Raw genomic sequence first — 21,669 nt, 5'->3', positions numbered from 1 at the left:
GTGCCGTCTGTGCTTTCAGGGCCTTTACGCAAAGTTTCTGGCAAGTATTCCGATGGTCGGCCACTCAAAAGGGGTGTCATTCTCCAGATCAAACGTGCATCTGCTCGATGACACGCCGCTTCGCCCCCTAGGATTCCACCTATCACCTCACCGGTCTCATTCGACAGGAACCCCATGAGCGACACTTCCCCCTACGGCTTCGAGCTTGTGCGGCGTGGATACGACCGCGCTCAGGTGGACGAACGTATCTCCAAGCTCGTCTCCGACCGTGACTCCGCTCTCGCCCGCATCACCGCCCTGGAGAAGCGCATCGAGGAGCTCCACCTCGAGACGCAGAACGCCCAGGCCGCGGTGACCGACGCCGAGCCGTCCTACGCCGGTCTCGGCGCGCGCGTCGAGAAGATCCTCCGCCTCGCCGAGGAGGAGGCGAAGGACCTGCGCGAGGAGGCCCGCCGCGCCGCCGAGCAGCACCGTGAGCTCGCCGAGTCGGCGGCCCAGCAGGTGCGCAACGACGCCGAGTCCTTCTCGGCGGAGCGCAAGGCCAAGGCCGAGGACGAGGGCGTCCGGATCGTCGAGAAGGCCAAGAGCGACGCGTCGCAGCTGCGTGCCGAGGCGCAGAAGGACGCGCAGTCCAAGCGCGAGGAGGCGGACGCCCTCTTCGAGGAGACCCGGGCGAAGGCCGCGCAGGCCGCCGCCGACTTCGAGACGAACCTCGCCAAGCGTCGCGAGCAGTCCGAGCGCGACCTGGCCTCGCGTCAGCAGAAGGCGGAGAAGCGTCTCGCGGAGATCGAGCACCGCGCGGAGCAGCTCCGCCTGGAGGCCGAGAAGCTGCGCACCGACGCCGAGCGCCGCGCCCGCCAGACGGTGGAGACCGCGCAGCGTCAGGCCGAGGACATCGTCGCGGACGCGAACGCCAAGGCCGACCGGATCCGTTCGGAATCCGAGCGCGAGCTGGCGGCGCTCACCAACCGCCGCGACTCGATCAACGCCCAGCTGACGAACGTGCGCGAGATGCTGGCCACCCTCACGGGTGCGGCGGTCGCCGCCGCGAGCTCGCCGGTCGCCGACGACGAGCCGATCTCCCGCGGGGTTCCGGCGCAGCAGTCCCGGTAACACGGACACCTGCCGTCTTACCGGCCGAGGCACCACGGGCCCGCGTCTCCCTCCGGGGGGCGCGGGCTTCGGCGTTCCGGGGGGCGTGGGCCTTCGTCATCCCGCTGTCCGTCAGCTGCGGGCAGTCGTGCCGCCTAATGGGTCGGGGTGCACGTCGGATCGCGGCTGACACCGGTACGTGGCTGGTCGCGCAGTTCCCCGCGCTCCTGAAGGGGCTTCGCCCCTCCGGTGGCAGGGCCCCCGGCACCGTTTTAGCGTGGCCGCATGATCGAGCTTGACGGGCTGACCAAGCGGTATGGCGAGAAGGTCGCGGTGAACAATCTGACTTTCGCCGTGCGGCCCGGGATCGTGACCGGTTTCCTCGGACCCAACGGAGCCGGGAAATCGACGACGATGCGCATGATCCTGGGGCTGGACCGCCCGACGGCGGGGGACGTCCGGATCGACGGCACGCACTACGACCGCCTGAGGGACCCGCTGACGTACATCGGCGCGCTGCTGGACGCGAAGGCCATGCACGGCGGCCGCAGCGCCTTCAACCACCTGCTGTGCCTCGCGCAGAGCAACGGCATCCCCCGGGCCCGGGTGCACGAGGTGCTGGACACGGTCGGACTGACGTCGGTCGCGCGGAAGAAGGCGAAGGGGTTCTCGCTCGGCATGGGTCAGCGGCTCGGCATCGCCGGCGCGCTGCTCGGCGATCCGCGGATCCTGATGTTCGACGAGCCCGTCAACGGCCTCGACCCCGAGGGCATCCACTGGATCCGGAACCTGATGAAGTCCCTCGCGGCCCAGGGCAGGACCGTGTTCGTGTCGTCGCACCTGATGAGCGAGATGGCGCTGACCGCCGACCACCTCGTGGTGATCGGACAGGGACGGCTCCTCGCCGACACCTCGATGGCGCAGTTCATCCAGCGGAACTCACGGTCGTACGTACGGATCCGCACCCCCCAGCGCGAACAGCTCCTCGACGCGCTGCACACGGTCGGTGTCATGGCCGTGGAGACGGGCGACGGGGCGCTGGAGGTGGACGGCGGGAAACCGGAGCAGATCGGTGAGCTGGCCGCCGAGCACCGGATCGTGCTGCACGAGCTGAGTCCCCGCCAGGCGTCGCTGGAGGAGGCGTTCATGCGGCTCACCGCCGAGTCGGTGGAGTACCACGCGCACGACGGCACCCCGGTGGCGAGTCCGCCGCCCGCCCCCGCCTGGGGCGCCGCCTGGAAGCCGGAAGGCCGGCCGTGACCGCGGCACAGGTCGTCCGCTCGGAGTGGACCAAGATCCGTTCGGTGGCGTCGACGGTGTGGACGCTGTCGCTGGCCGGGATCGTCACGATCGCGCTCGGCGTGCTCATCTCCCTGCTGTCGAAGAACGAGTTCGACAATCTGAGCCGCGCCGACCGGCTCTCGTTCGACCCGACGTTCATCAGCTTCGCCGGGATGACCCTCGGCCAGCTGGCGATGATCGTGTTCGGTGTGCTGGTGGTGTCGAACGAGTACAGCACCGGCATGATCCGGACCTCGCTGGCCGCCGTGCCCCAGCGCGGCACGTTCCTCTTCAGCAAGATCGCGGTGGCCACCGCCCTCTCCTTCGCGGTGGGACTCGTGACCAGCTTCGTGACGTTCTTCCTGGGGCAGGCGATGCTCGGCTCGCACCGGGCCGAGATCGGCGATCCGGGTGTCCTGCGGGCGGTCCTCGGCGGCGGGCTCTACATGACCCTGATCGCGATGTTCTCGATGGGCGTCGCGGCGATGCTGCGCAGCCCGATGCTGTCGCTCGGCATCCTGATGCCGTTCTTCTTCCTGATCTCCAACATCCTGGGCAACGTCGGCGCCACCGAGAAGGTCGGCCGCTACCTCCCCGACCAGGCCGGCAGCAAGATCATGCAGGTGGTCACCCCGGTCGACGACGACACGCCGTACGGGCCCTGGGGCGGTCTCGGCGTCATGGCGCTGTGGGTGGCGGCGGCCCTGCTCGGCGGCTATCTGTCGCTGAAGCGGCGCGACGCGTAGGCAGCGCCTGCCCAGAGGTCACGTACATGCCAAAACAACCGGCCGGTGACCTGCGTGGTTTTACTTCCTCTTGGGCGCAACCGTCAGCGCCCCGATAGGGTCCTAATCCTTACGGGGGCGTGTGCCCCGACGTCCTGAGACGTCCTGAACCGTTCGATGGGTGCGGAGCATGATCGAGGCAGTCGGCCTGACGAAGCGCTATGGCGCCAAGACAGCCGTGTACAACCTTTCCTTCCAGGTGCGGCCGGGGGCCGTCACCGGCTTCCTGGGCCCCAACGGCTCGGGCAAGTCGACGACGATGCGCATGATCCTGGGCCTGGACAATCCCACCTCCGGGCAGGTGACGATCGGCGGCTATCCGTACCGCAAGCTGCCGAACGCGGCCCGTCAGGTCGGTGCGCTCCTCGACGCCAAGGCGGTGCACGGCGGCCGGCACGCCCGCAACCACCTGCTGTCCCTGGCCCAGCTGTCGGGCATCCCGGCCCGCCGGGTGGACGAGGTGCTCGGCGTCGTCGGCCTCCAGGACGTGGCCAAGAAGCGCTCCAAGGGCTTCTCGCTCGGCATGGGACAGCGGCTCGGCATCGCCGCCGCCCTGCTCGGCGACCCCCAGGTGCTGCTCTTCGACGAGCCGGTCAACGGCCTCGACCCCGAGGGCATCCTCTGGGTCCGCAACCTGATGAAGGCGCTGGCCGCCGAGGGCCGTACGGTCTTCGTCTCCTCGCACCTGATGAGCGAGATGGCGCTGACCGCCGACCACCTCATCGTGATCGGGCGCGGGCAGCTGCTCTCCGACATGAGCATCAAGGACTTCATCTCGGCGAACTCCGCCGACTTCGCGCGCGTACGGACGCCGGACACCGAGCCGCAGCAGCGCGAGAAGCTGTCGGCGGCCCTGACCGAGGCGGGGGGCCAGGTGCTGCCCGAGCAGGACGGGGCACTGCGTGTCATGGGTCTGCCGCTCCCCCGGATCAGCGACCTCGCGCACGGCGCCGACGTACGGCTGTGGGAGCTGTCGCCGCACCAGGCCTCGCTGGAGGAGGCGTACATGCGGATGACGCAGGGCGCCGTCGACTACCGCTCGACGACCGACCAGAAGGCCGGTCTCCAGCAGCCCCTGCCGCCCGGCGCGCAGCCGCCGATGCCGGTGCCCGGGCAGGGCCAGCCGGGCTGGTACGCACCGCCGGCACCGCAGCAGGGCGGCCGGCCGTACGCACCGCAGGGCCACCCGGCACCGCAGGGCCAGCCGCCGGCCGGTCCCTACGGCGCTCCGGCTCCCGCAGCGCCCGCTCCGGCGCCCGCGCAGCCCCAGGCGAACCCCTACGCCCAGTCCGCGCCCCCGTCCGCGCCCCAGCCGCCCGCGCAGCCCGCCGCCGCGCCGGCCCCCTCCCCCGCACCCGCGGCCCCCGCGCCCGCCGCCGACCTGACGAAGTCCGAGGACGCCCGATGAGCACGCCCCAGCCGCCCGTCATGCAGCAGCCGCCCGCCCCCAACTGGCAGGGCGCGCCGGGCACTTCGTACACCTCGCCGATCCCGATCGTGCGCACCCACCTCGGGCACGCGATCTCCTCCGAGTGGACGAAGATCAAGTCGGTCCGTTCGACGATGTGGACGCTGGGTGTCTTCGTCGTCCTGGTGATCGGCCTCGGTCTGCTCTTCGCCCTGATCGCCTCGTCCACGGACATGAACCTGGAGGGCGAGTCCCCGCTCGGCCTCGGTCTGTTCGGACTGATGATCGGCAGCGTCTGCATCATCACGCTCGGGGTGCTGACCACCGCGTCCGAGTACGGCACGGGAATGATCCGGACCACGATGACGGCCTGCCCGAGCCGTGGCCGGGTGCTGCTCGCGAAGGCCATCGTGTTCTTCGCGCTCACCTTCACGGTCACCCTGGTCACCACCGCGTTCGTGGGCTTCGCCCAGGCGGCGATCCTGGAGGGCAACGGTGTGGTGAGCCCCGACGGCGAGGAGTGGCTCAAGGCCACCGTCGGCGTGAGCCTGTTCCTCGCGCTCTTCGGGCTGCTGTCGCTGCTGATGGGCTCGCTGATCCGGCACTCCGCCGGTGCGATCACCATCATGCTCGGCGTCTTCCTCGCGCCGCTGGTCATCGCGATCTTCATGTTCTCGGAGTCGCTGAAGGACGTGCAGGAGTTTCTGCTGGAGTACTCGATCCCGAGTCAGCTCAGCGTCTTCTACGGCGCGGAGCTCAGCCAGACCGGCCCGTCGGGCTGGGACCCGCTGTGGATCATGCTCGGTCTGGTGGCGGCCGCGTTCGTCGGCGCGTACGCCCTGCTGGAGAAGCGGGACGTCTGACCGGGGACCACGACCGAGAGTCCGCGAGGTGTCAGAACCTCGGCGCGTTACGGGACCGCTGCACCCGCGAGGTGCGGCGGTCCTTCGCGTTCCAGCAGGCCTTGTGCCAGTGCCGGCGCTCGTCGACGCCCGAGTGCTCGGGCCAGGCGACCACGTGCGGCACCCCGGAGGGGATCATCTGGTCGCACCCGGGGCAGCGGTAGGTCTTGCCGGCCGCGCTCGCGCCCGCCACATGGCGCACGCTCCACTCCTCGCCCCGCCAGGGCTCGCTGGTCTGCCAGCCGCCGTACCGGTCCGACGGGTCCTCGTCCGCGCTGCGGCCTGACGGACCCGACGGGCCCGACGCACCAGAGTCCTTGGGGCGGTTGCGACGCGGGGACACAGAACACCTCACGGGGCTATACAGGGAGCAGGGTTGGCATCCAGCCTACGCGGGCCCGGTGGGGGTATGCGTACGTGACCAATCCCCTCAGAACGCCCTCCGCCCGGCCCATTCTGCAGACAATCCGCAAATCTCGTCGCCAGGCCGTGTCTTCGGCACGTGTCACGGGGTTATGCCGGTGGGGGAGCTCCCGAGTCGGAGCCGAGGAAGCAGGAAGAGCGATGCACGTAGGAACATTTGTACTGGGCGCCCAGTTCCCCGGCCAGGGCCAGGGGGAGGCGCTCCACCGGGCGGTGCGGACCGCCGAAGTGGCGGACGAGGCAGGGCTGGACGCGGTCTGGCTGGCCGAGCACCACTTCGTGCCGTACGGCACCTGCCCGTCGGCGATCACCCTCGCCGCGTTACTGCTGGGGCGCACCCGGCGCATCCGGGTCGGCACGGCGGTCAGCGTGCTGCCCACCGTCCACCCCGTGGCCCTGGGCGAACAGGCCGCGCTGCTGCATGTGACCTCCGGCGGACGCTTCTCCCTGGGCGTCGGGCGCGGCGGGCCGTGGGTCGATCTGGAGGTCTTCGGCTCCGGGCTCGAGGCGTACGAGAAGGGCTTCCCGGAATCACTCGATCTGCTCATGCGCTGGCTGCGGGAGCCCACGGTCTCGGCGTCGGGGGAACGATTCAGCTTCCGTGAGGTGCCCGTCGTCCCGAGGCCCGCCGAGGACCTGGGCGAGACACCGGGTCCGGAGGTCGTCGTCGCCTGCACCTCGCCGACGAGTGTGAAGCTGGCCGCCGAGCGCGGGCTCTCGATGCTCCTCGGCATGCACGTGGGCGACGAGGAGAAGGCCGACATGGTCGCGCTGTGGCGCACCTGCGCCCGGGCGGCGGGCCGTTCACCGGAGGAGATCTCCGGCGCGGCCCATGTCTCCGCCGGCGTCTGCCAGATCGCGGACCGGCGCACCGATGCCGTGGAGGCGCTGACCAAGGCGATGCCGGGCTGGCTGAAGCAGGGGCTCGACGCGCATGTGACCGTCGACGGCCGTGCCCGCGCCATGCGTGACCCGCTGGCCTACACCGAACTGCTCTGCGGGCTGCACCCGGTGGGGACGCCGCGGCTGTGCGCCGACCGGCTCGCGGCGACCAGCGAACGGACGGGCATCTCCCGCTTCGCCCTGCTCGTCGAAGGCTCCGGCGATCTGGCGGCGACGGAGGAGAACGTACGGCGACTCGGCGCCGAGGTGCTGCCTCACCTCGGCTGAGCCACTGCGACTGCGACTGCGGGGAGCTTGCCGCCCCGGTTACCGATGCACCTCCCGCGATGGGAGCGGCAAGCTGTGGCGCTTCATGCCCTCAGCAGTCCCGGAGTTCCGGGGACTGGTTGAGGAGTTGGCCGCGGATCGAGGTGAAGCGGGCCAGCCTGTCGTCCACGGACGGGTCCTGTGGGAACACCGCCACCCGGTGGCAGTTCTGGAAGGCCAGCCGTACACCGAAGTGCCGCTGAAGCGCGCCGCGAATCGCGTCACTGGCGAGCGCGCGCAGCAGTTGTCCGCGCGCCTGCTCGTCCGGCGGGGGCGTCTGGTTGTCGGCGAACTCTCCGCCGTCGACCTTCAGCTGGGCCACCAGAGAGCTGATCATCTCCCACGCGTAAGGCAGGGAGGTCCGGACGCAGTCGACGAAGGCGGCTTCGTCGACCTCGCCTCGCTCGGCCTGTTCGAGTAGGGCCGGTGAGACGTCGAGCGACATGGGTTCTCCTCTCGCACCCCCACAACAACAGGGGTTGACGGACAGGGCGGAGATCGGGTCGGCGAACACGCAGAGTGCACGCTTCGCGACCTCCAGTTTCTACCGTAGGCAACCGAACATGACCGCACCAGGAGATTGCGCGCACCGACAGGGCCTGTGACGCACACAATCAGCCAATGCCGAACAGGAGTTGACAGCGGCACATGCCACGGGACGACGAAGGCCCACATGAGGGGCGGGAGAGCGTGACGGAGGGCGACAGTCACCGGGCGGGGTCGACGGGGTCGTCGAACGGTGCCCGGGAAGGTGCGTCGGCAGCGGAGCGGGCTCCGGTGAAGGCTGTTCCGGCGGTCGAATCGCGCGCACCCGTCGGCGTCGAGTAGCGTTGCCGACCATGCGTCTCGTCATTGCCCGCTGCTCCGTCGACTACGCGGGCCGGCTCACCGCCCATCTCCCCTCGGCCCCTCGCCTGATCCTGGTGAAGGCTGACGGCAGCGTCTCGATCCACGCGGACGACCGGGCCTACAAGCCCCTCAACTGGATGTCGCCGCCCTGCACGCTGAAGGAGGGTTCCGGGGACGAGGAAGGGGTCTGGACCGTCATCAACAAGGCGGGCGAGAAGCTCATCATCACGATGGAGGAGGTCCTCCACGACTCCTCGCACGAGCTGGGTGTCGACCCCGGGCTGATCAAGGACGGCGTGGAGGCGCATCTGCAGGAGCTGCTCGCCGACCGCATCGAGACCCTGGGCGAGGGCTACACCCTCATCCGCCGCGAGTACATGACCGCCATCGGCCCCGTCGACATCCTGTGCCGGGACGCCGACGGCGCGACCGTCGCGGTGGAGATCAAGCGGCGGGGCGAGATCGACGGCGTCGAGCAACTCACGCGCTATCTGGAGCTGTTGAACCGCGACCCGCATCTGGCGCCGGTCCGCGGCATCTTCGCCGCCCAGGAGATCAAGCCCCAGGCCCGGGTCCTCGCCACCGACCGCGGCATCGGCTGCGCGGTCCTCGACTACGACGCCCTGCGCGGCATCGAGGACGACAAGCTGCGCCTGTTCTAGCCGCGCGCCTCTCCCCCTGCCCGCGAACCGACCCGCGGGCACGGGAGGGGGCCCCTGTCTCATGGCCCCACTCCGATGAAATCGTCGGGTCCCACGGGGCACCAATCGCCGGGCGATCCGCCGCCGCACCGGGACCGGATCCCAGGTCGACTGGTTGGCGTTCCCCCCAACAGGACCGACAGGCAGACGTAACGGAGTCCTACTGATCTCCGGCGTACCGGCGTGCCGACTCGTTCTCCTGGGCCATGCGCCTGAGCGCCAGCAGCGCGGGTTCCAGGAGGACGGTCAGCAGCAGGGCGCGCTCGGCGGCCTCCAACGAGTCCTCGATCCCCTCCAGTTGGTCGAGGTCGAGGGTCGCGGTGCGCTCCGCGAGGCGGGCGTACGGCAGCAGTACCTGCCAGTCGAGCGGGGCGCCCAGGGTCCGCAGCGTGGTCAGGGTCTCGGCCAGCACCGCGCGCGCGGGGGCCGACTCGTGCACGTTCCACCCCAGCTCCTCGACCAGGGCGTCGACCTTCCCCGTCTCCGAGGGCGCCTCGGCGGCTTCCTCGGTGAGCCGGATGGCCCCCAGGGCGAGGCCCAGCTGGCGGTGGGTGTCCCCGGCGTGCTCCGCCAGCGCGCCCAGCAGCTCGCGGGTGGTGCTGACGGACAGCCCTCGGACGCCGATCAGCGCGCGGATCAGCCGAAGCCTGCGCACATGGCTCTCGTCGTACTCGGCCTGCGTCGCCGAGATCTGCCGCCCGGCCGGGAGCAGCCCCTCGCGGAGGTAGTACTTGATCGTCGCGACGGAGACATCGCTGCGGCGGCTCAGCTCGGAGATGCGCATCGGTCGCCCCCAGCCCTAGAAGTTGGATACCTTCACTGTCTAACATAGATAGTGAAGGTATCCAATATCTCCCCGGAGAGGGCCACAGTCATGCCCACGCTGCGCTGGACCACGGTCAGCACCCCCGCACCGGACACCGAGGCGTTCGTCATGGCCTCGCGCTTGGAGGTCCGCTCGTTCAAGGACGTACCGCGGTTCTTCCTCCAGTCCCTGTCCGCGTGGAAGCAGGTCTCCGGCGCGCCCGGGGCCTACGGCGCCTCACTGATCGCCCAGCCCCTGAAGCGCACGTTCTGGACCCTGTCGGCGTGGGAGGACAAGGAGGCGCTGTACACGTACGCGAGGACCGAACCGCACCGGTCGATCATGAACGGCCTGCGGCCCACGATGAAGGACTCGGTCTTCACCTTCTGGCAGGTCCCCTCGGCCGATCTGCCCATCGCCTGGCCGGACGCCCGGCGCCGCCTCGCCGAGCAGGCGCAGAGCACCTCGTGATCCCCACCGGCCGAGCCTTCCACGCCTTCCGCTAGGAGACCCCACCATGACGTTGTCCGGAGAGAACGCCGTTCTCGACAGTCCCGCCCCGGAGCCCGCCGCCCCCGGCGAGCGGCGCGTCCCCCTGTGGCTCGCCGTCGTCGCGTGCAGCCTGCCCATGTTCATGGTCGCGCTCGACAACCTCGTCGTCTCCACGGCCCTGCACACCCTGGCCGTCGACCTGGAGGCGAACACCCAGCAGCTCCAGTGGTTCGTCAACGCCTACGTCCTCAGCTTCGCCTGCCTGTTGATGACCGGCGCGGCCCTCGGGGACCGCTTCGGGCGCCGCATGGTCTTCGTCGTCGGCATCGTCGTGTTCACGCTGGCCTCCATAGGCTGCGGCCTGTCCGACACCAGCGCCCAGCTGATCACCTTCCGCACGCTCCAGGGCTTCGGCGCGGCCGCGGTCATGCCGCTGTCGCTGACCCTGCTGTCCCAGGCGGTCCCCGAGCGCCTGCGCGGGATGGCGCTGGGCATCTGGTCCGGCGTGAGCGGCCTGGCCGTGGCCATGGGCCCCGTGGTGGGCGGCGCGGTGGTCGAGGGCCTCGACTGGCGGTGGATCTTCTGGATCAACGTGCCGGTGTGCGTGATCGCCGTCCCCCTGGTTCTGATCGCCCTGCGGGAGAGCTCCCTGCCCCGCGCACGCCTCGACGTGCTCGGCATGCTGCTGGCGGCGGCCGGGCTGTGCGCCGTGGTGTGGGCGATCGTGCACGGCGAACCCGACGGCTGGACCTCGGCGAAGGTCCTGGGCGCGTTCCTCGGCGGCACCGTGCTGCTGGTCGCCTTCGTCGCCTGGGAGGCCCGGTCCCCCGAGCCCATGCTGCCGCTGTCCTTCTACCGGGTACGCGCCTTCACGCTCACCAACGTCGTCTCGGCGACGATGTACTTCGGCGTGTTCGGCTCCCTGTTCCTGCTGGCCCAGTACCTCCAGCTCGTGCCGCCGCGCACCCCGCTGGAGGCCGGCGTCCGCACCCTCGCCTGGACCCTCATGCCGATGTTCGTCGCCCCCGTCGCCGGACTCCTCACCGACAAGGTCGGCGGTGGCCGTCTGATGGCACTCGGCCTGTTCCTCCAGGGCGTGGGGCTGGGCTGGATCAACCTGGTCGCCGGCACCGACACGCCCTACTCCGCCCTGGTCGGCCCGATGATCGTGGCGGGCATCGGCATGGGCTTCGTCTTCGCCCCCACAGCCGCGGTGGTCCTGGGCTCGGTCGCCAAGGAGCACGCGGGCAAGGCGTCCGGCGCCAACACCACCGTCCGCGAGATCGGCGGCGCGCTCGGCATCGCCGTGCTCAGCACCGTGTTCGTGGCCTACGGCAGCACGCGGAGCCCTCAGGAGTTCGTCGACGGCCTGCGGCCGGCGGTATGGGTGGGCGTCGCGGTGGTGCTCGCCGGCGCCCTGTGCGCGCTCGCCATTCCACGCCACCCGCGCCCGGCCACGACGACCACGCCCGACGGCGACTGAACGCCCCGCGGAACCCCGTCTCCCGCGCGAACCTCTCGTTCACGCGGGAGACGACCGGACCGTCACCATCACCGTCAGGCCACGGTGTCGGCCGGAGGCTCGGGCACGGTAGCCGAGGCGGTCGTCGCCGTCGGGGCGGTGGCGGTGTCGGTGGTGCCGGGGGGCGGCGGGTCGTCGGTCGGATCCTCCGTCGGGTCGTCGGTCGGATCGCCCGTCGGGTCGTCCGTGGGATCGCCCGTCGGGTCGTCCGTGGGGTCGCCGGTCGGGTCGTCCGTGGGATCCGTCGACGGGTCGTCGGACGGCGTCGGCTTCGGGGAGGTCTTCGACGGCGACGGCGACGGCTTGCCCGACGACCCCGTCGTCCCGCTCGGGTCGTCCGACGGCTCCGCCGTGTCGGTCGGCGTCGGGTCGTCCGACGTGCCGTAGGTGCCGTCGGGCCCCGGGTCGGTCGGTTCGGGCAGGGTGCCCGGGGTGTCGTTCTCGTCGCCCGCCTTGGGGCGGTCCGCGACGAGGCCACCGTCGTCGGTGCCCTCGCTGGCCGACGGGTTGACGCCGACCCGCTCGGCCGGGGTGTCACCGTTGCGGTCGGACGTCGCGCCGAGGGTCACGACGGTGCCCAGGACGGCGGCGAGGAGCGCACCCGCCCCCGCCGCGACCAGGTTGCGCCGGGCGCCGCCGACCAGGCTCTTGAGGCTGCTCAGCCGGTGCGCGGGCGACCTGGAGCCGACCCGCTGGGTGACGAGCGTCGTCTCCTTGGCCGCCGGCGTCGAGGAGACCCCGCCGCTCCCCACGGCCCCCGTTCCCGCTCCCCACGCTCCAGAGCCGGTCACCGCCCCGAAACCGGCCCGGTCCGAACCCACCGCCCCGAAACCGGCACCGCCGAGGCCCGTGGCCCCGAGGCCGGCGCCGGCCGCCGGGTACGCGGACGGCACGCCTCCGGGCGGTGAGGCCGACTCCTCGTGACGGGCGTCCGGCACCTCCTCCCCCGCCGCCGTGCGCCCGCCGGGCGGAGTCGCCCCGGAGCGGTCGGCGACCAGGGCGAGGGCCCTGCGTCCAGCGACGGTGCCGCGCTTGTCGGCGAGGACGTTGCGCAGCCCGATGGATGCCTCCAGCTCCGCCCGGGCCCGCTCCAACTGCCCGGAGCAGAGCGCGAGGACGCCCAGCTCATGGTGGAAATAGGCCTGTTCGCCGGTCTCGTCGGCGAGACCGGCCGCCTCGGCGCCGGCCCGCAGCGCACGCTCCCAGGCGTTCCAGCGCAGCCCGGCGGCGAACGCGGGCGCCGCCTGCCGGGCCAGCACCACGGCGGCGCTCTCCTCGTCCTCGCCGGGCGGTGTCGTCACGGGCACGAGCGCGGTGAGGGCGGCCAGGACGGCGTCCGCCTCGGCCGCGACCCGCTCGGGGGTGACCGAGGGGTGCCCGGCCCACCAGGCGTAGTGCTGGGCGGCGGTGTGGGCGCGCGCCTCGGTGTCGTCGGCGTACCCGGCGGCCTCCAGCTGGGTCCGTACCCCGGCGGCGAGCCGGTAGCGGGAGCCGACAGGTGTCACCAGGGCGCAGCCGACCAGCTCGCCGAGAGCGGCGTCGGCGTGGGTGTCGCCCACCAGGGCGGGCAGGTGCGCCTGGTGCGGGATCTCCCCGCCGAGCGCGACGGCGAACCTGAGGGTCTCGCGGGCGGAGGCGCTCAGCCGGGAGGCGAGCAGCGCGGCGGGCGCGGCCCCTTCGGCGAGCGACGGCAGGGGCAGGTCGGGCCCGTCCGGGACGGCGTCGAAGGGCTCGTCGACGGGCGGCGCCTCCTGGAAGACCCCGAACTCGTCGACGGCGTCCGCGCCCGCCCGCTGCCGGTCCCGCTGCCTGAGCAGCGCACCGGCCTGGGTGAAGCGCAGCGGCAGTCCCTCGGACTCGAACCAGAGGTCACCGGCCCAGTTCGACTCGTCCTCGGTGAGCGGCCGCCCGACGGCACGCTTCAGGAGCTCCTCGCTGCCGGCCCGGTCGAAGCCGCCGAGGACGATCTCCTCCAGGGGGGCGTCGGCGGACGGCAGGGGGGTGTCGTGGGTGGCGCCGATCAGGAAGGCGCACTCGGGGGTGGCGTCGAGCAGTTCGTCGAGCGCGATCCCGCCGAACTCCAGGTCGTCCAGGACGACGACCGCGCCGATGTCCCGCACGATGTCGAGGATCTGCTGCCGGGCGGGCCGGAACAGCGGTGTGCTGTACACGGCTGCGAACAGGTCGTACAGCAGGTCGTCGACCGTGCGCCGGAAGCCGCTCAACCGGACGACGCCGTCGGGGGCCAGATCCGCGCAGTCCTCGGCGACGGCGTCGAGGAGGGTGGTGCGACCGGATCCGGGGGCTCCGGTGAGGCGCACGGAGCGGCCGCGCGCGAGCAGCCGTACGAGGCGTGCTCTCTCCTCGTCGCGCTGGAGCAGCGGCAGTCGGGGCAGCGAGGGGCCCGGGGGCACCGGCGGCCGGGCGGCGCGGTCGATGGCGTCGCGGTCGGCGGGTGTGTGCTTCACGGGCTGACCAGGCGCTTCGCCCGGTGGGCAGTTCTCTATCTCGCTGCCGTCGACGGGGTTGACGGTGAGCAGGAAGTCGCCCGAGACGAGCTGGACGGTGCGGGCGAGTGCCGGGGCGTGCCGGTCGAAGTCCTGCGTCAGCGCGTCCCGTGGTGGACGCTTGCTCTGCGCCTGTCCGTCGTCATGGCCGTACTCTTCGGGTCCCCGGTTGTTCGGGTCCATCGGTCCTAGCCCCCCAAAAGCGTCTCGTGTGCTGGAGCCCCTCCCGGCCGTGTCGCACACCGCGCTGTCGCTTCTGGTCCGGAACCCGCTCGAGGGTAGCTGGCAGCGGGCAGCCGAACCCTAAACCTTCGCACAGTATCTCCGACAGTCCGGGGTCCCGCGCCGTCCGAGACATCACAGTCTCGTGAGGATTGCGAGCGTGGTGCGTTTCGCCCTCATGAGCCCCACGGGTGCCCCGCCCACACAGAGCCATACGTTCAGGCCCGTACACGCGTTCACACTCTGGGCAATGACTCCAGGCCGATTCCGCCCTCGATCGCGAGGATCCGGTGCAGCCGGGTGGCCACGAGCAGCCGCTGCATCTGCGGTGGCACATCGCGCAGCACGAGCCGCCGTCCGCACCGTCCCGCCCGCCGGTGGGCTCCCATGATCACCCCGAGTCCGGTGGCGTCCCAGGAGTCCAGCTCTGACAGGTCGAGCACCAGGTCGCCGGCTCCGTCGTCGACGGCCGAGTGCAGGACCGTACGGGCGTCCGCCGCGCTGCGTACGTCGAGGCGGCCCCCGACGACCAGCTCGGCGTGGTCGCCCCTGATGAACATAAGCGCTCCCGTGAGTGCGTCTCGTACTCCGTGATCTGAGTGATGCAACGTCTGACGGCGTTCGACACCGCCAGGTTGCCGTCTGTGAGCGAACCGATACCGAATTCACCTCAAGGGGTGAGGCCGGAGAGGCTCATGCGTTCACATGCGTGGGAGGGGCCGCCCGTGACACGCGCGCCGGCGTCAGCCGGGTCCGCGTCAGTAGGTGTAGAAGCCCTGCCCGCTCTTGCGTCCGATGTCACCGGCGTCCACCATCCGGCGCATCAGCTCCGGAGGGGCGAACTTCTCGTCCTGCGACTCGGTGTAGATGTTGCTCGTGGCGTGCAGCAGGATGTCGACGCCCGTCAGATCGGCCGTGGCCAGGGGCCCCATCGCGTGGCCGAAGCCCAACTTGCAGGCGAGGTCGATGTCCTCGGCGGTGGCGACGCCCGACTCGTACAGCTTCGCTGCCTCGACGACGAGGGCGGAGATGAGACGGGTCGTCACGAAGCCGGCGACGTCCCGGTTGACGACGATGCAGGTCTTGCCGACCGACTCGGCGAACTCCCGTGCGGCGGCGAGCGTCTCGTCGCTCGTCTTGTAGCCGCGCACCAGTTCGCAGAGCTGCATCATCGGCACGGGCGAGAAGAAGTGGACGCCGACGACCCGCTCGGGACGCTCGGTGGCCGCCGCGATCTTGGTGATCGGGATGGCGGAGGTGTTGGAGGCGAGCACGGTGTCCTCGCGGACGACCTTGTCGAGCGCCCGGAAGATCTCGTGCTTCACCTCCAGCTTCTCGAAGACGGCCTCGACGACGACGTCCGCGTCGGCGGCCGCGTCGAGGTCGGTGGTGGCGGTGATCCGCCCCAGCGCCGCCTCGGCGTCCTCGGCCGCCAGCTTCCCCTTGCTCACGAACTTGTCGTACGACGCCGTGATGGAGCCGATGCCACGGTTCAGCGCCTCGTCGGTGACGTCACGCAGGACGACGTCCCAGCCCGCCTGCGCGGACACCTGGGCGATCCCGGACCCCATGAGTCCGGCTCCGATCACGGCGAGCTTCCGTGCCACTGTGCGACTCCCCTGGTACGCGCTGTCGATGACTGACCTCTCGGCCGGACACTAGCGCTCGTGAAGGGCTGTGTGACCGCTTAGTAACGCGAGTCACGTCTCAAAGGACGGACATCACACCGGCAGCACTCACTCGAAGGGTCGTACGGCGTAGTTGAGCACCTTCTCGCTCAACAGGCCCTCCATACCGTCCAGAAGAACAAGCACCTCTCGTGACACTTCGCCCGGATTGCGCCCCTCGAGCATCTCGCGCCCGATGACGGCCATCACCGTCTGGTGGACCCAGTTGATCTGACCGGCGATCAGGGTGGGCAGCGGGTCGTCGGGGGCCGCGCCGGTCTCCTCCCGGAGGGCCGCCTCCAGGTTGTCCTGGACCTCCTGCTGGATGCTCCACAGCCGGGACCGCAGCGCGGGCGCCTCGTGGATGGCCTTCATGAAGCGGTCGTAGCCCTCCATCAGACCGACGCGCGGCGAGACCACCTCGACCTCGGCACGCAGCTCGCGCAGCACGGCGGCGACGGCCGACTCGCCCCGGTCGCGACCACGCACCCAGCGGGCGAGCCGTTCGACGATGCCCGCACTGCGGTCGAAGAAGAGGTCCTCCTTGGCCGGGAAGTAGTTGTAGACCGTGTTCACGGAGACATCGGCAGCCTCGGCAACCTCCGCGATGGTGACGGTCACGAAGCCGTGCTCCAGGAACAGCCCGGTGGCGATGTCCGAGATCCGCTGCCTCGTCTCGCGCTTCTTGCGCTCCCTGAGCCCCTCTGCCATGGGCACATCGTAGGTCGCCCCGCCGGGCGACGGCGCATTCCTGGGGCCACTGAAAACTTGGTGACATTGCAAATTTTCAGTGACTCTGTTTTTCTGGGGTCATGCCCATCATCAGTGCGGCCGGACTGAGCCGTACCTTCCAGACGAAGCGCGGCCCCGTCGAAGCCGTGCGCGGAATCGACCTGACCGTGCGCCCCGGCGAGATCCTCGGCCTCCTCGGCCCGAACGGCGCGGGCAAGACGACGACCCTGCGCATGCTCACCACCCTGCTGCCCCCGACCGGCGGCGCGGCCACCGTCGCGGGCCACGACCTGGCGACCGACCCCTCCGGAGTACGCCGGTCCTGCGGCTATGTGGCGCAGTCGGGCGGGGTGGACCCACAGATCACCGTGCGGGAGGAACTGGTCACCCAGGGACGGCTCTACCGCCTGACGAAGAGCCAGGCCGCCGAGCGCGCCGAGGAGTTGGCGGGAGATCTGGACCTCACCGAGCTGCTGGACCGCAAGTGCGCCACGCTCTCCGGCGGTCAGCGGCGCCGTCTCGACATCGCGATGGCGCTCACCCACCGGCCCCGAGTCCTCTTCCTGGACGAGCCGACGACCGGACTGGACCCGGCGAGCCGCGCCGACCTCTGGGAGTTGGTCCGCCGACTGCGCGACGAGCACGGCACCACCGTCCTTCTGACGACGCACTACCTCGACGAGGCGGACGCCCTCGCCGACCGGATCGTCGTCGTCGACCAGGGCCGGGTCGTGGCGGACGACACCCCGAGCGCGCTCAAGCTGAAGCACGGCGGCTCGATCGACGCCACGCTCCAGGACACCTTCCTGGCCATCACCGGACGCGGGCCCTCCCCCGCCGACACCACCCCCGTAGCCGTCTAGAACCGGTCCGAGGACTCCCATGCTTCTTCACGACACCGCGCTGATCTTCGGGCGGTACGCCCGCCAGACCCTGCGCTCCCGCTTCGCGATGCTGTTCGGCGTACTGATGCCGCTGCTGTATCTGCTCTTCTTCGGTCCCCTGCTCACCGACATCCCGCTCGGCTCACGGGGCAGCTCCTGGCAGGTGCTGGTGCCCGGCCTGCTGCTGCAACTGGGCCTGTTCGGGGCCTCGTTCGCGGGTTTCATGGTCATCCTGGAGAAGCAGACCGGGGTGATCGAACGTATGCGTGTCACCCCGGTGAGCCGGCTCGCCCTGCTGCTGGGCCGGGTGCTGCGCGACGCGGCGGTCTTCGTCTTCCAGGCATTACTGCTGGTCCTCGCCGCGCTCGTCATGGGACTACGGGCACCCCTCGCCGGCGTCCTGATCGGCTTCGCCTTCGTGGCCGCGCTGACCGTCTCGCTCGCCTCGCTGTCGTACGCGCTCGCCATGACGGCGCGTTCCCAGCACGAGTTCGGCCCGGCGGTCAACGCGCTGACCATGCCGTCGATGCTCCTGTCGGGTCTGATGCTCCCGATGTCCCTGGCCCCGGGCTGGCTGGACATCCTGTCCCACTTCGTCCCGTTCCGCTATCTGGTGGACGCGATGCGGGACGCGTACGTGGGCGCGTACGCCACCCCGGCCATGCTGTACGGCGTTCTGGTGGCCGTCGGACTCACGGCCGTCTCCGTGACGGTGGGCACACGGGTCTTCCGGACGGCCGGGGCGTAACTACGCTGGTCGCATGGTCAATCTGACGCGCATCTACACCAGGACCGGCGACCAGGGCACCACCAACCTCGGCGACATGAGCCGGGTGCCCAAGACCGATCCGCGGATCTCGGCGTACGCGGACGCCAACGAGGCCAACGCGGCGATCGGCACGGCGGTCGCACTCGGCGGACTGGACGAGGAGATCGTCAAGGTCCTCGTGCGGGTGCAGAACGATCTGTTCGACGTGGGCGCCGACCTCTCCACCCCCGTCGTCGAGAACCCCGAGTTCCCGCCCCTGCGGGTCGAGCAGTTCTACATCGACAAGCTGGAGGCCGACTGCGACCGCTTCAACGGGGAGCTGGAGAAGCTGCGCTCCTTCATCCTGCCCGGCGGCACCCCCGGCGCGGCCCTGCTGCACCAGGCCTGCACGGTGGTCCGGCGGGCCGAGCGCTCGACCTGGGCAGCCCTGGAGACCCACGCCGACGGGATGAACCCCCTCACCGCGACCTACCTCAACCGCCTCTCCGACCTCCTGTTCATCCTCGCGAGGACGGCGAACAAGGAGGTCGGAGACGTGCTGTGGGTGCCGGGCGGGGAGCGGTAGCCGCCACCGCCACAGCCACGGCCTAGGACCGCGTTCCGCGAGCCCGCTGGTAGAGGCCCGTGGCGATGAGGACGCCCCCCACGCACATCATCACCACGCCGACCTTGGTCAAGGTGACGACCGGGACCTCCACCCCCTCGGTGAAGAACCACAGCACCAGGCCGATCACGAGGGTGGCGACCCCTTCCACCAGGTTCCGCGTCGCCCGGCCGACCGTCCCGTCCGTCGCGGCGCTCATCGTCCGATCCTCTCCTTCGCGTGCGCGGAGTCCCGGTCCCCGCCCTCCGGGGCGCCCGGCTCCTTCTTCGGCCAGATCGTGTAGGCGAGGGCGACCAGACCGTGGATGCCGGCGGCCCGGAGGGCCACCCACTGGAACGACCTCAGCGAATCGACGTTCCCGTCGTCGCCGACGTACCAGACGGCCAGCTGCAGCAGGGCCAGGGCGACCCCCGTCGCCACCAGCGTCCGGGTCCACAGCCTGCCCTCGTGCCGGGCCCTGGCCAGGCCGTACTTCGGCGGGCCGGGCGGCCTGGGCCCGCCGGCCAGGCGGTGGGCGGCGTGACCGTCCAGCCACTTGATCATGTAGTGGCCGTAGCCGACGGTGAAGCCGATGTAGAGCGCGGCCACCCCGTGCTCCCAGCTCGGCTCGGCGCCGTTCTTCAGGTCGATCGCGGTCACGACGAACAGCACCAGCTCCAGCACGGGCTCGCAGAGCAGCAGCACGACACTGGCCCGGCGCTTGTTCAGTAGGTAGCGGACGGCCAGGGCCAGGGCCAGCAGCACCCAGAAACCGACCTCGCAGGCGATGATCAACGCGACGATCACGACTCGCTCCTCTCGTTCACCCTTCCAGGCTCCCGGCGGGCGGCCCCCGATACGTCGTCGGCGGTGACGAAGTGCCGGTACATCGAAAGATGCAGTCCGGGACCCTTCTCGGGCACCAGGCGCCGGACTCCCGTCCCGTGTTGGATGGAGGGCATGGCCGTACGACCGCCCCGCCCGCACCGGATGGACCTGTGCATCGCCGCCGCCGGACTCCTCGGTGGTCTGCTGCTGTGGGTCCTGGGCCTGGACACGCGCACGCCCCGCGACGGACTCGTGGTGCTCGAGAGCCACTGGTGGGTCCTGCCGCCCCTCGTCGTGACGGCGGGCTGCGAGGCGCTGCGCCGCGTCATGCCCCGCACGGCCCTGCTGGTCGGCTGGGCCGCGCTGACCCTGGACACCATCACCCAGGGCAGCCTGATCACGGTCCTGATGTTCACCGACCTGGTCTACGCGGCCGTCCTGTACGGCCCGCCCGCCACGGCCCGCCGGGTGCCCTGGGTCTCCGGGCTGGTGACCGTCGCCTTCACCGTGGTCCCGCTGACGGCCTTCCGGAAACCGGAGGCGCTGCTGATCGGGGTGGTGGTCGGCCTGGTCTCCCTGATGCCCGCCGGCACCGGCTGGATCGTGCGCAACCACCGCGACGCCGCCGAGGCGGCCCGGCTGCGCGCCGAACAGACGGCCCTGCTGGCGGAGATGGACCGCGCCCAGGCCGTCGTGTCCGAACGGGCGCGCATGGCGAGGGAGTTGCACGACATGGTCGCCAACCACCTCTCGGCGATCGCGATCCACTCCACGGCCGCACTCTCCCTCGACGACCCGGACACCTCCAAGGACGCCCTCGGGGTCATCCGCGAGAACAGCGTGGCGGGTCTCGCCGAGATGCGCCGGCTGATCGGCATCCTCCGGGACTCCGGCGACGACGCCGAGCCGTCGGCCGCGCCCACGCTCGACGGACTCGGCGCACTGGTCGACACCGCCCGCACCAATGGTCTCGACGTCACCCTGGACGCCGACCACGCCGACACCCTCCCCGCCCCCGTCGAGCTGGCGGCCTACCGCATCGTCCAGGAGTCGCTCACCAACGCGCTCAAGCACGCCGCCCCCGGCCGGGTCACCGTCGCGCTGCGCCGGGCGAACGGCTCCCTCGACATCGCCGTGACCAGCCCGTACGGCGACCGCGACGGGCCGAGCGCGCCCGGTTCCGGCGCGGGTCTGGTCGGGATGCGGGAGCGGGTCGCCCTGCTGGGCGGCACCTTCGAGGCGGGCCCCGAGAGCTCGGTACACGGCAAGATCTGGAGCGTCCGCGCCACCCTCCCCGTCTCCCAAGGAGAACCCGCATGATCCGTGTGCTCGTCGCCGAGGACCAGTCCGCCGTACGGGCCGGGCTGGTGCTCATCCTGCGCAGCGCGCCGGACATCGAGGTGGTCGGGGAGGCCGCGGACGGCCAGCGGGCGGTCGCGCTCGCGCGGGAGCTGCGGCCGGACCTGGTGCTGATGGACGTGCAGATGCCGCGCCTGGACGGGGTGTCGGCGACCCGGCAGGTGGTCGCCGAGGGGCTGGCCGATGTCCTCGTGCTCACCACCTTCGACCTCGACGAGTACGTGTTCGGGGCGCTGCGGGCCGGCGCCTCCGGGTTCCTGCTGAAGAACACGGAGGCGAGGGACCTCATCGAGGCGGTGCGGACGGTGGGGCGCGGCGAGGGGCTGATCGCCCCGGCGGTCACCCGGCGGCTGATCGCGGAGTTCGCCGCCAAGCCCGTACGGGAGCCCGCGGTCGATCCGTCCGTCCTCGGCTCCCTCACCCGGCGGGAGCGGGAGGTCCTCTCCTGTCTGGGCGAGGGCCTGTCGAACGCGGAGATCGCCGGTCGCCTGGACATGGCGGAGGCGACGGTGAAGACACATGTCAGCCGTCTGCTGGGGAAGCTCGATCTGCGCAGCAGGGTGCAAGCGGCCGTGCTGGCACAGGAGTTGCGGGTCTGACCTCGACACGACCCGCCAGGAGACCCGGTCTGGGGTGCCGGGCGTGAGCG

General features: G+C 71.0%; 23 protein-coding genes. 14 read left to right on the top strand and 9 right to left on the bottom strand.

The window, feature by feature from the left end; all coding sequences use genetic code 11:
• Positions 1 to 174: 174 nt before the first annotated feature.
• The 5 genes from PUR53_RS37370 to PUR53_RS37350 all read left to right on the top strand — a co-directional run bounded on the left by PUR53_RS37370 (position 175) and on the right by PUR53_RS37350 (position 5,429).
• Positions 175 to 1,113 carry a cellulose-binding protein gene (locus PUR53_RS37370; protein WP_329898427.1) on the top strand — a complete coding sequence of 313 codons (939 nt, stop codon included), beginning with the start codon at positions 175 to 177 and terminating at the stop codon, positions 1,111 to 1,113.
• Positions 1,114 to 1,377: 264 nt separating this feature from the next.
• Positions 1,378 to 2,352 carry an ATP-binding cassette domain-containing protein gene (locus tag PUR53_RS37365; protein WP_329898426.1) on the top strand — a complete coding sequence of 325 codons (975 nt, stop codon included), beginning with the start codon at positions 1,378 to 1,380 and terminating at the stop codon, positions 2,350 to 2,352.
• Positions 2,349 to 3,119, top strand: a complete 771-nt coding sequence (locus tag PUR53_RS37360; protein ID WP_329898425.1) for an ABC transporter permease — start codon at positions 2,349 to 2,351, stop codon at positions 3,117 to 3,119. Before PUR53_RS37365 ends, PUR53_RS37360 begins: the two co-directional genes overlap by 4 nt.
• A 169-nt stretch (positions 3,120 to 3,288) precedes the next feature.
• Positions 3,289 to 4,566, top strand: a complete 1,278-nt coding sequence (locus PUR53_RS37355) for an ABC transporter ATP-binding protein (protein ID WP_329898424.1) — start codon at positions 3,289 to 3,291, stop codon at positions 4,564 to 4,566.
• Positions 4,563 to 5,429 (top strand): ABC transporter permease subunit, encoded by an 867-nt coding sequence (locus PUR53_RS37350; protein WP_329898423.1) that lies wholly within the window; start codon positions 4,563 to 4,565, stop codon positions 5,427 to 5,429. Before PUR53_RS37355 ends, PUR53_RS37350 begins: the two co-directional genes overlap by 4 nt.
• A 31-nt stretch (positions 5,430 to 5,460) precedes the next feature.
• Here PUR53_RS37350 and PUR53_RS37345 read toward each other — a convergent pair whose 3' ends face one another.
• Positions 5,461 to 5,811, bottom strand: a complete 351-nt coding sequence (locus PUR53_RS37345; RefSeq protein WP_329898422.1) for an ATP/GTP-binding protein — start codon at positions 5,809 to 5,811, stop codon at positions 5,461 to 5,463.
• Between the two features lie 221 nt (positions 5,812 to 6,032).
• Between PUR53_RS37345 and PUR53_RS37340 the strand changes: the two genes are divergently transcribed.
• A complete protein-coding gene (locus tag PUR53_RS37340; RefSeq protein WP_329898421.1) occupies positions 6,033 to 7,061 on the top strand; it encodes an LLM class flavin-dependent oxidoreductase in 1,029 nt (342 codons plus the stop codon).
• A 91-nt stretch (positions 7,062 to 7,152) separates the two neighbouring features.
• Here PUR53_RS37340 and PUR53_RS37335 read toward each other — a convergent pair whose 3' ends face one another.
• Entirely contained in the window at positions 7,153 to 7,545 is a 393-nt protein-coding gene (locus PUR53_RS37335) for an SCO5389 family protein (RefSeq protein WP_329898420.1), read from the bottom strand.
• A 394-nt stretch (positions 7,546 to 7,939) separates the two neighbouring features.
• Between PUR53_RS37335 and nucS the strand changes: the two genes are divergently transcribed.
• Entirely contained in the window at positions 7,940 to 8,611 is a 672-nt protein-coding gene (nucS, locus tag PUR53_RS37330; RefSeq protein WP_239757309.1) for an endonuclease NucS, read from the top strand.
• Positions 8,612 to 8,810: 199 nt separating this feature from the next.
• Here the strand turns inward: nucS and PUR53_RS37325 are convergent, their stop codons facing one another.
• Positions 8,811 to 9,434 (bottom strand): MerR family transcriptional regulator, encoded by a 624-nt coding sequence (locus tag PUR53_RS37325; protein ID WP_329898419.1) that lies wholly within the window; start codon positions 9,432 to 9,434, stop codon positions 8,811 to 8,813.
• Positions 9,435 to 9,524: 90 nt separating this feature from the next.
• On the opposite strand from PUR53_RS37325, the gene PUR53_RS37320 reads away from it, so the two are divergent.
• Both PUR53_RS37320 and PUR53_RS37315 read left to right on the top strand, forming a co-directional pair.
• Entirely contained in the window at positions 9,525 to 9,926 is a 402-nt protein-coding gene (locus PUR53_RS37320) for a DUF3291 domain-containing protein (protein WP_329911289.1), read from the top strand.
• Positions 9,927 to 9,972: 46 nt separating this feature from the next.
• Positions 9,973 to 11,430 (top strand): MFS transporter, encoded by a 1,458-nt coding sequence (locus tag PUR53_RS37315; protein ID WP_329898417.1) that lies wholly within the window; start codon positions 9,973 to 9,975, stop codon positions 11,428 to 11,430.
• Between the two features lie 74 nt (positions 11,431 to 11,504).
• Here PUR53_RS37315 and PUR53_RS37310 read toward each other — a convergent pair whose 3' ends face one another.
• The 4 genes from PUR53_RS37310 to PUR53_RS37295 form a co-directional block, all read right to left on the bottom strand.
• On the bottom strand, positions 11,505 to 14,159 hold the full coding sequence (locus PUR53_RS37310) for a PT domain-containing protein (protein WP_329911288.1): 2,655 nt from the start codon (positions 14,157 to 14,159) through the stop codon (positions 11,505 to 11,507).
• A gap of 275 nt (positions 14,160 to 14,434) precedes the next feature.
• On the bottom strand, positions 14,435 to 14,758 hold the full coding sequence (locus tag PUR53_RS37305; protein WP_329898415.1) for an STAS domain-containing protein: 324 nt from the start codon (positions 14,756 to 14,758) through the stop codon (positions 14,435 to 14,437).
• Between the two features lie 198 nt (positions 14,759 to 14,956).
• On the bottom strand, positions 14,957 to 15,805 hold the full coding sequence (locus PUR53_RS37300; RefSeq protein WP_329898414.1) for a 3-hydroxyacyl-CoA dehydrogenase family protein: 849 nt from the start codon (positions 15,803 to 15,805) through the stop codon (positions 14,957 to 14,959).
• A gap of 129 nt (positions 15,806 to 15,934) precedes the next feature.
• On the bottom strand, positions 15,935 to 16,576 hold the full coding sequence (locus PUR53_RS37295; protein WP_329898413.1) for a TetR/AcrR family transcriptional regulator: 642 nt from the start codon (positions 16,574 to 16,576) through the stop codon (positions 15,935 to 15,937).
• A gap of 101 nt (positions 16,577 to 16,677) precedes the next feature.
• Between PUR53_RS37295 and PUR53_RS37290 the strand changes: the two genes are divergently transcribed.
• The 3 genes from PUR53_RS37290 to PUR53_RS37280 are packed head-to-tail and all read left to right on the top strand — an operon-like array spanning position 16,678 to position 18,815.
• Positions 16,678 to 17,460 (top strand): ABC transporter ATP-binding protein, encoded by a 783-nt coding sequence (locus PUR53_RS37290; protein ID WP_329898412.1) that lies wholly within the window; start codon positions 16,678 to 16,680, stop codon positions 17,458 to 17,460.
• A 19-nt stretch (positions 17,461 to 17,479) separates the two neighbouring features.
• The gene (locus PUR53_RS37285) at positions 17,480 to 18,229 is read left to right on the top strand and encodes an ABC transporter permease (RefSeq protein WP_329911287.1); all 750 of its coding nucleotides are present in this window, start codon (positions 17,480 to 17,482) and stop codon (positions 18,227 to 18,229) included.
• A 13-nt stretch (positions 18,230 to 18,242) separates the two neighbouring features.
• Entirely contained in the window at positions 18,243 to 18,815 is a 573-nt protein-coding gene (locus PUR53_RS37280) for a cob(I)yrinic acid a,c-diamide adenosyltransferase (RefSeq protein WP_329911286.1), read from the top strand.
• A 22-nt stretch (positions 18,816 to 18,837) separates the two neighbouring features.
• Here the strand turns inward: PUR53_RS37280 and PUR53_RS37275 are convergent, their stop codons facing one another.
• Both PUR53_RS37275 and PUR53_RS37270 read right to left on the bottom strand, forming a co-directional pair.
• The gene (locus PUR53_RS37275; protein WP_329911285.1) at positions 18,838 to 19,053 is read right to left on the bottom strand and encodes a DUF5708 family protein; all 216 of its coding nucleotides are present in this window, start codon (positions 19,051 to 19,053) and stop codon (positions 18,838 to 18,840) included.
• Entirely contained in the window at positions 19,050 to 19,640 is a 591-nt protein-coding gene (locus PUR53_RS37270; protein ID WP_329898408.1) for a hypothetical protein, read from the bottom strand. The genes PUR53_RS37275 and PUR53_RS37270 overlap by 4 nt, the downstream gene beginning before the upstream one ends.
• Before the next feature lie 153 nt (positions 19,641 to 19,793).
• Here PUR53_RS37270 and PUR53_RS37265 point away from each other — a divergent pair, with 153 nt between their 5' ends.
• Positions 19,794 to 20,981 carry a sensor histidine kinase gene (locus tag PUR53_RS37265; protein ID WP_329898407.1) on the top strand — a complete coding sequence of 396 codons (1,188 nt, stop codon included), beginning with the start codon at positions 19,794 to 19,796 and terminating at the stop codon, positions 20,979 to 20,981.
• Positions 20,978 to 21,619, top strand: coding sequence for a response regulator transcription factor (locus PUR53_RS37260; protein ID WP_329911283.1), 642 nt, complete (start codon positions 20,978 to 20,980; stop codon positions 21,617 to 21,619). Before PUR53_RS37265 ends, PUR53_RS37260 begins: the two co-directional genes overlap by 4 nt.
• The last annotated feature ends 50 nt before the right edge of the window (positions 21,620 to 21,669 follow it).

The organism is Streptomyces sp. SP18BB07, from assembly GCF_036322545.1.
GTDB classification, from domain to species: Bacteria; Actinomycetota; Actinomycetes; order Streptomycetales; family Streptomycetaceae; genus Streptomyces; species Streptomyces deccanensis.
The sequence above is the reverse complement of the archived record's forward strand: the minus strand, read 5'-3'. Positions and strand labels throughout refer to the sequence as shown.

Coding starts and splice junctions, on each gene's coding strand:
- PUR53_RS37295 (WP_329898413.1), bottom strand. CDS start 16,576: ATGGCAGAGGGGCTCAGGGAGCGCAAGAAGCGCGAGACGAGGCAGCGG.
- PUR53_RS37340 (WP_329898421.1), top strand. CDS start 6,033: ATGCACGTAGGAACATTTGTACTGGGCGCCCAGTTCCCCGGCCAGGGC.
- PUR53_RS37365 (WP_329898426.1), top strand. CDS start 1,378: ATGATCGAGCTTGACGGGCTGACCAAGCGGTATGGCGAGAAGGTCGCG.
- PUR53_RS37260 (WP_329911283.1), top strand. CDS start 20,978: ATGATCCGTGTGCTCGTCGCCGAGGACCAGTCCGCCGTACGGGCCGGG.
- PUR53_RS37355 (WP_329898424.1), top strand. CDS start 3,289: ATGATCGAGGCAGTCGGCCTGACGAAGCGCTATGGCGCCAAGACAGCC.
- PUR53_RS37280 (WP_329911286.1), top strand. CDS start 18,243: ATGGTCAATCTGACGCGCATCTACACCAGGACCGGCGACCAGGGCACC.
- nucS (WP_239757309.1), top strand. CDS start 7,940: ATGCGTCTCGTCATTGCCCGCTGCTCCGTCGACTACGCGGGCCGGCTC.
- PUR53_RS37290 (WP_329898412.1), top strand. CDS start 16,678: ATGCCCATCATCAGTGCGGCCGGACTGAGCCGTACCTTCCAGACGAAG.
- PUR53_RS37265 (WP_329898407.1), top strand. CDS start 19,794: ATGGCCGTACGACCGCCCCGCCCGCACCGGATGGACCTGTGCATCGCC.
- PUR53_RS37335 (WP_329898420.1), bottom strand. CDS start 7,545: ATGTCGCTCGACGTCTCACCGGCCCTACTCGAACAGGCCGAGCGAGGC.
- PUR53_RS37305 (WP_329898415.1), bottom strand. CDS start 14,758: ATGTTCATCAGGGGCGACCACGCCGAGCTGGTCGTCGGGGGCCGCCTC.
- PUR53_RS37315 (WP_329898417.1), top strand. CDS start 9,973: ATGACGTTGTCCGGAGAGAACGCCGTTCTCGACAGTCCCGCCCCGGAG.
- PUR53_RS37320 (WP_329911289.1), top strand. CDS start 9,525: ATGCCCACGCTGCGCTGGACCACGGTCAGCACCCCCGCACCGGACACC.
- PUR53_RS37285 (WP_329911287.1), top strand. CDS start 17,480: ATGCTTCTTCACGACACCGCGCTGATCTTCGGGCGGTACGCCCGCCAG.
- PUR53_RS37370 (WP_329898427.1), top strand. CDS start 175: ATGAGCGACACTTCCCCCTACGGCTTCGAGCTTGTGCGGCGTGGATAC.
- PUR53_RS37325 (WP_329898419.1), bottom strand. CDS start 9,434: ATGCGCATCTCCGAGCTGAGCCGCCGCAGCGATGTCTCCGTCGCGACG.
- PUR53_RS37350 (WP_329898423.1), top strand. CDS start 4,563: ATGAGCACGCCCCAGCCGCCCGTCATGCAGCAGCCGCCCGCCCCCAAC.
- PUR53_RS37275 (WP_329911285.1), bottom strand. CDS start 19,053: ATGAGCGCCGCGACGGACGGGACGGTCGGCCGGGCGACGCGGAACCTG.
- PUR53_RS37310 (WP_329911288.1), bottom strand. CDS start 14,159: ATGGACCCGAACAACCGGGGACCCGAAGAGTACGGCCATGACGACGGA.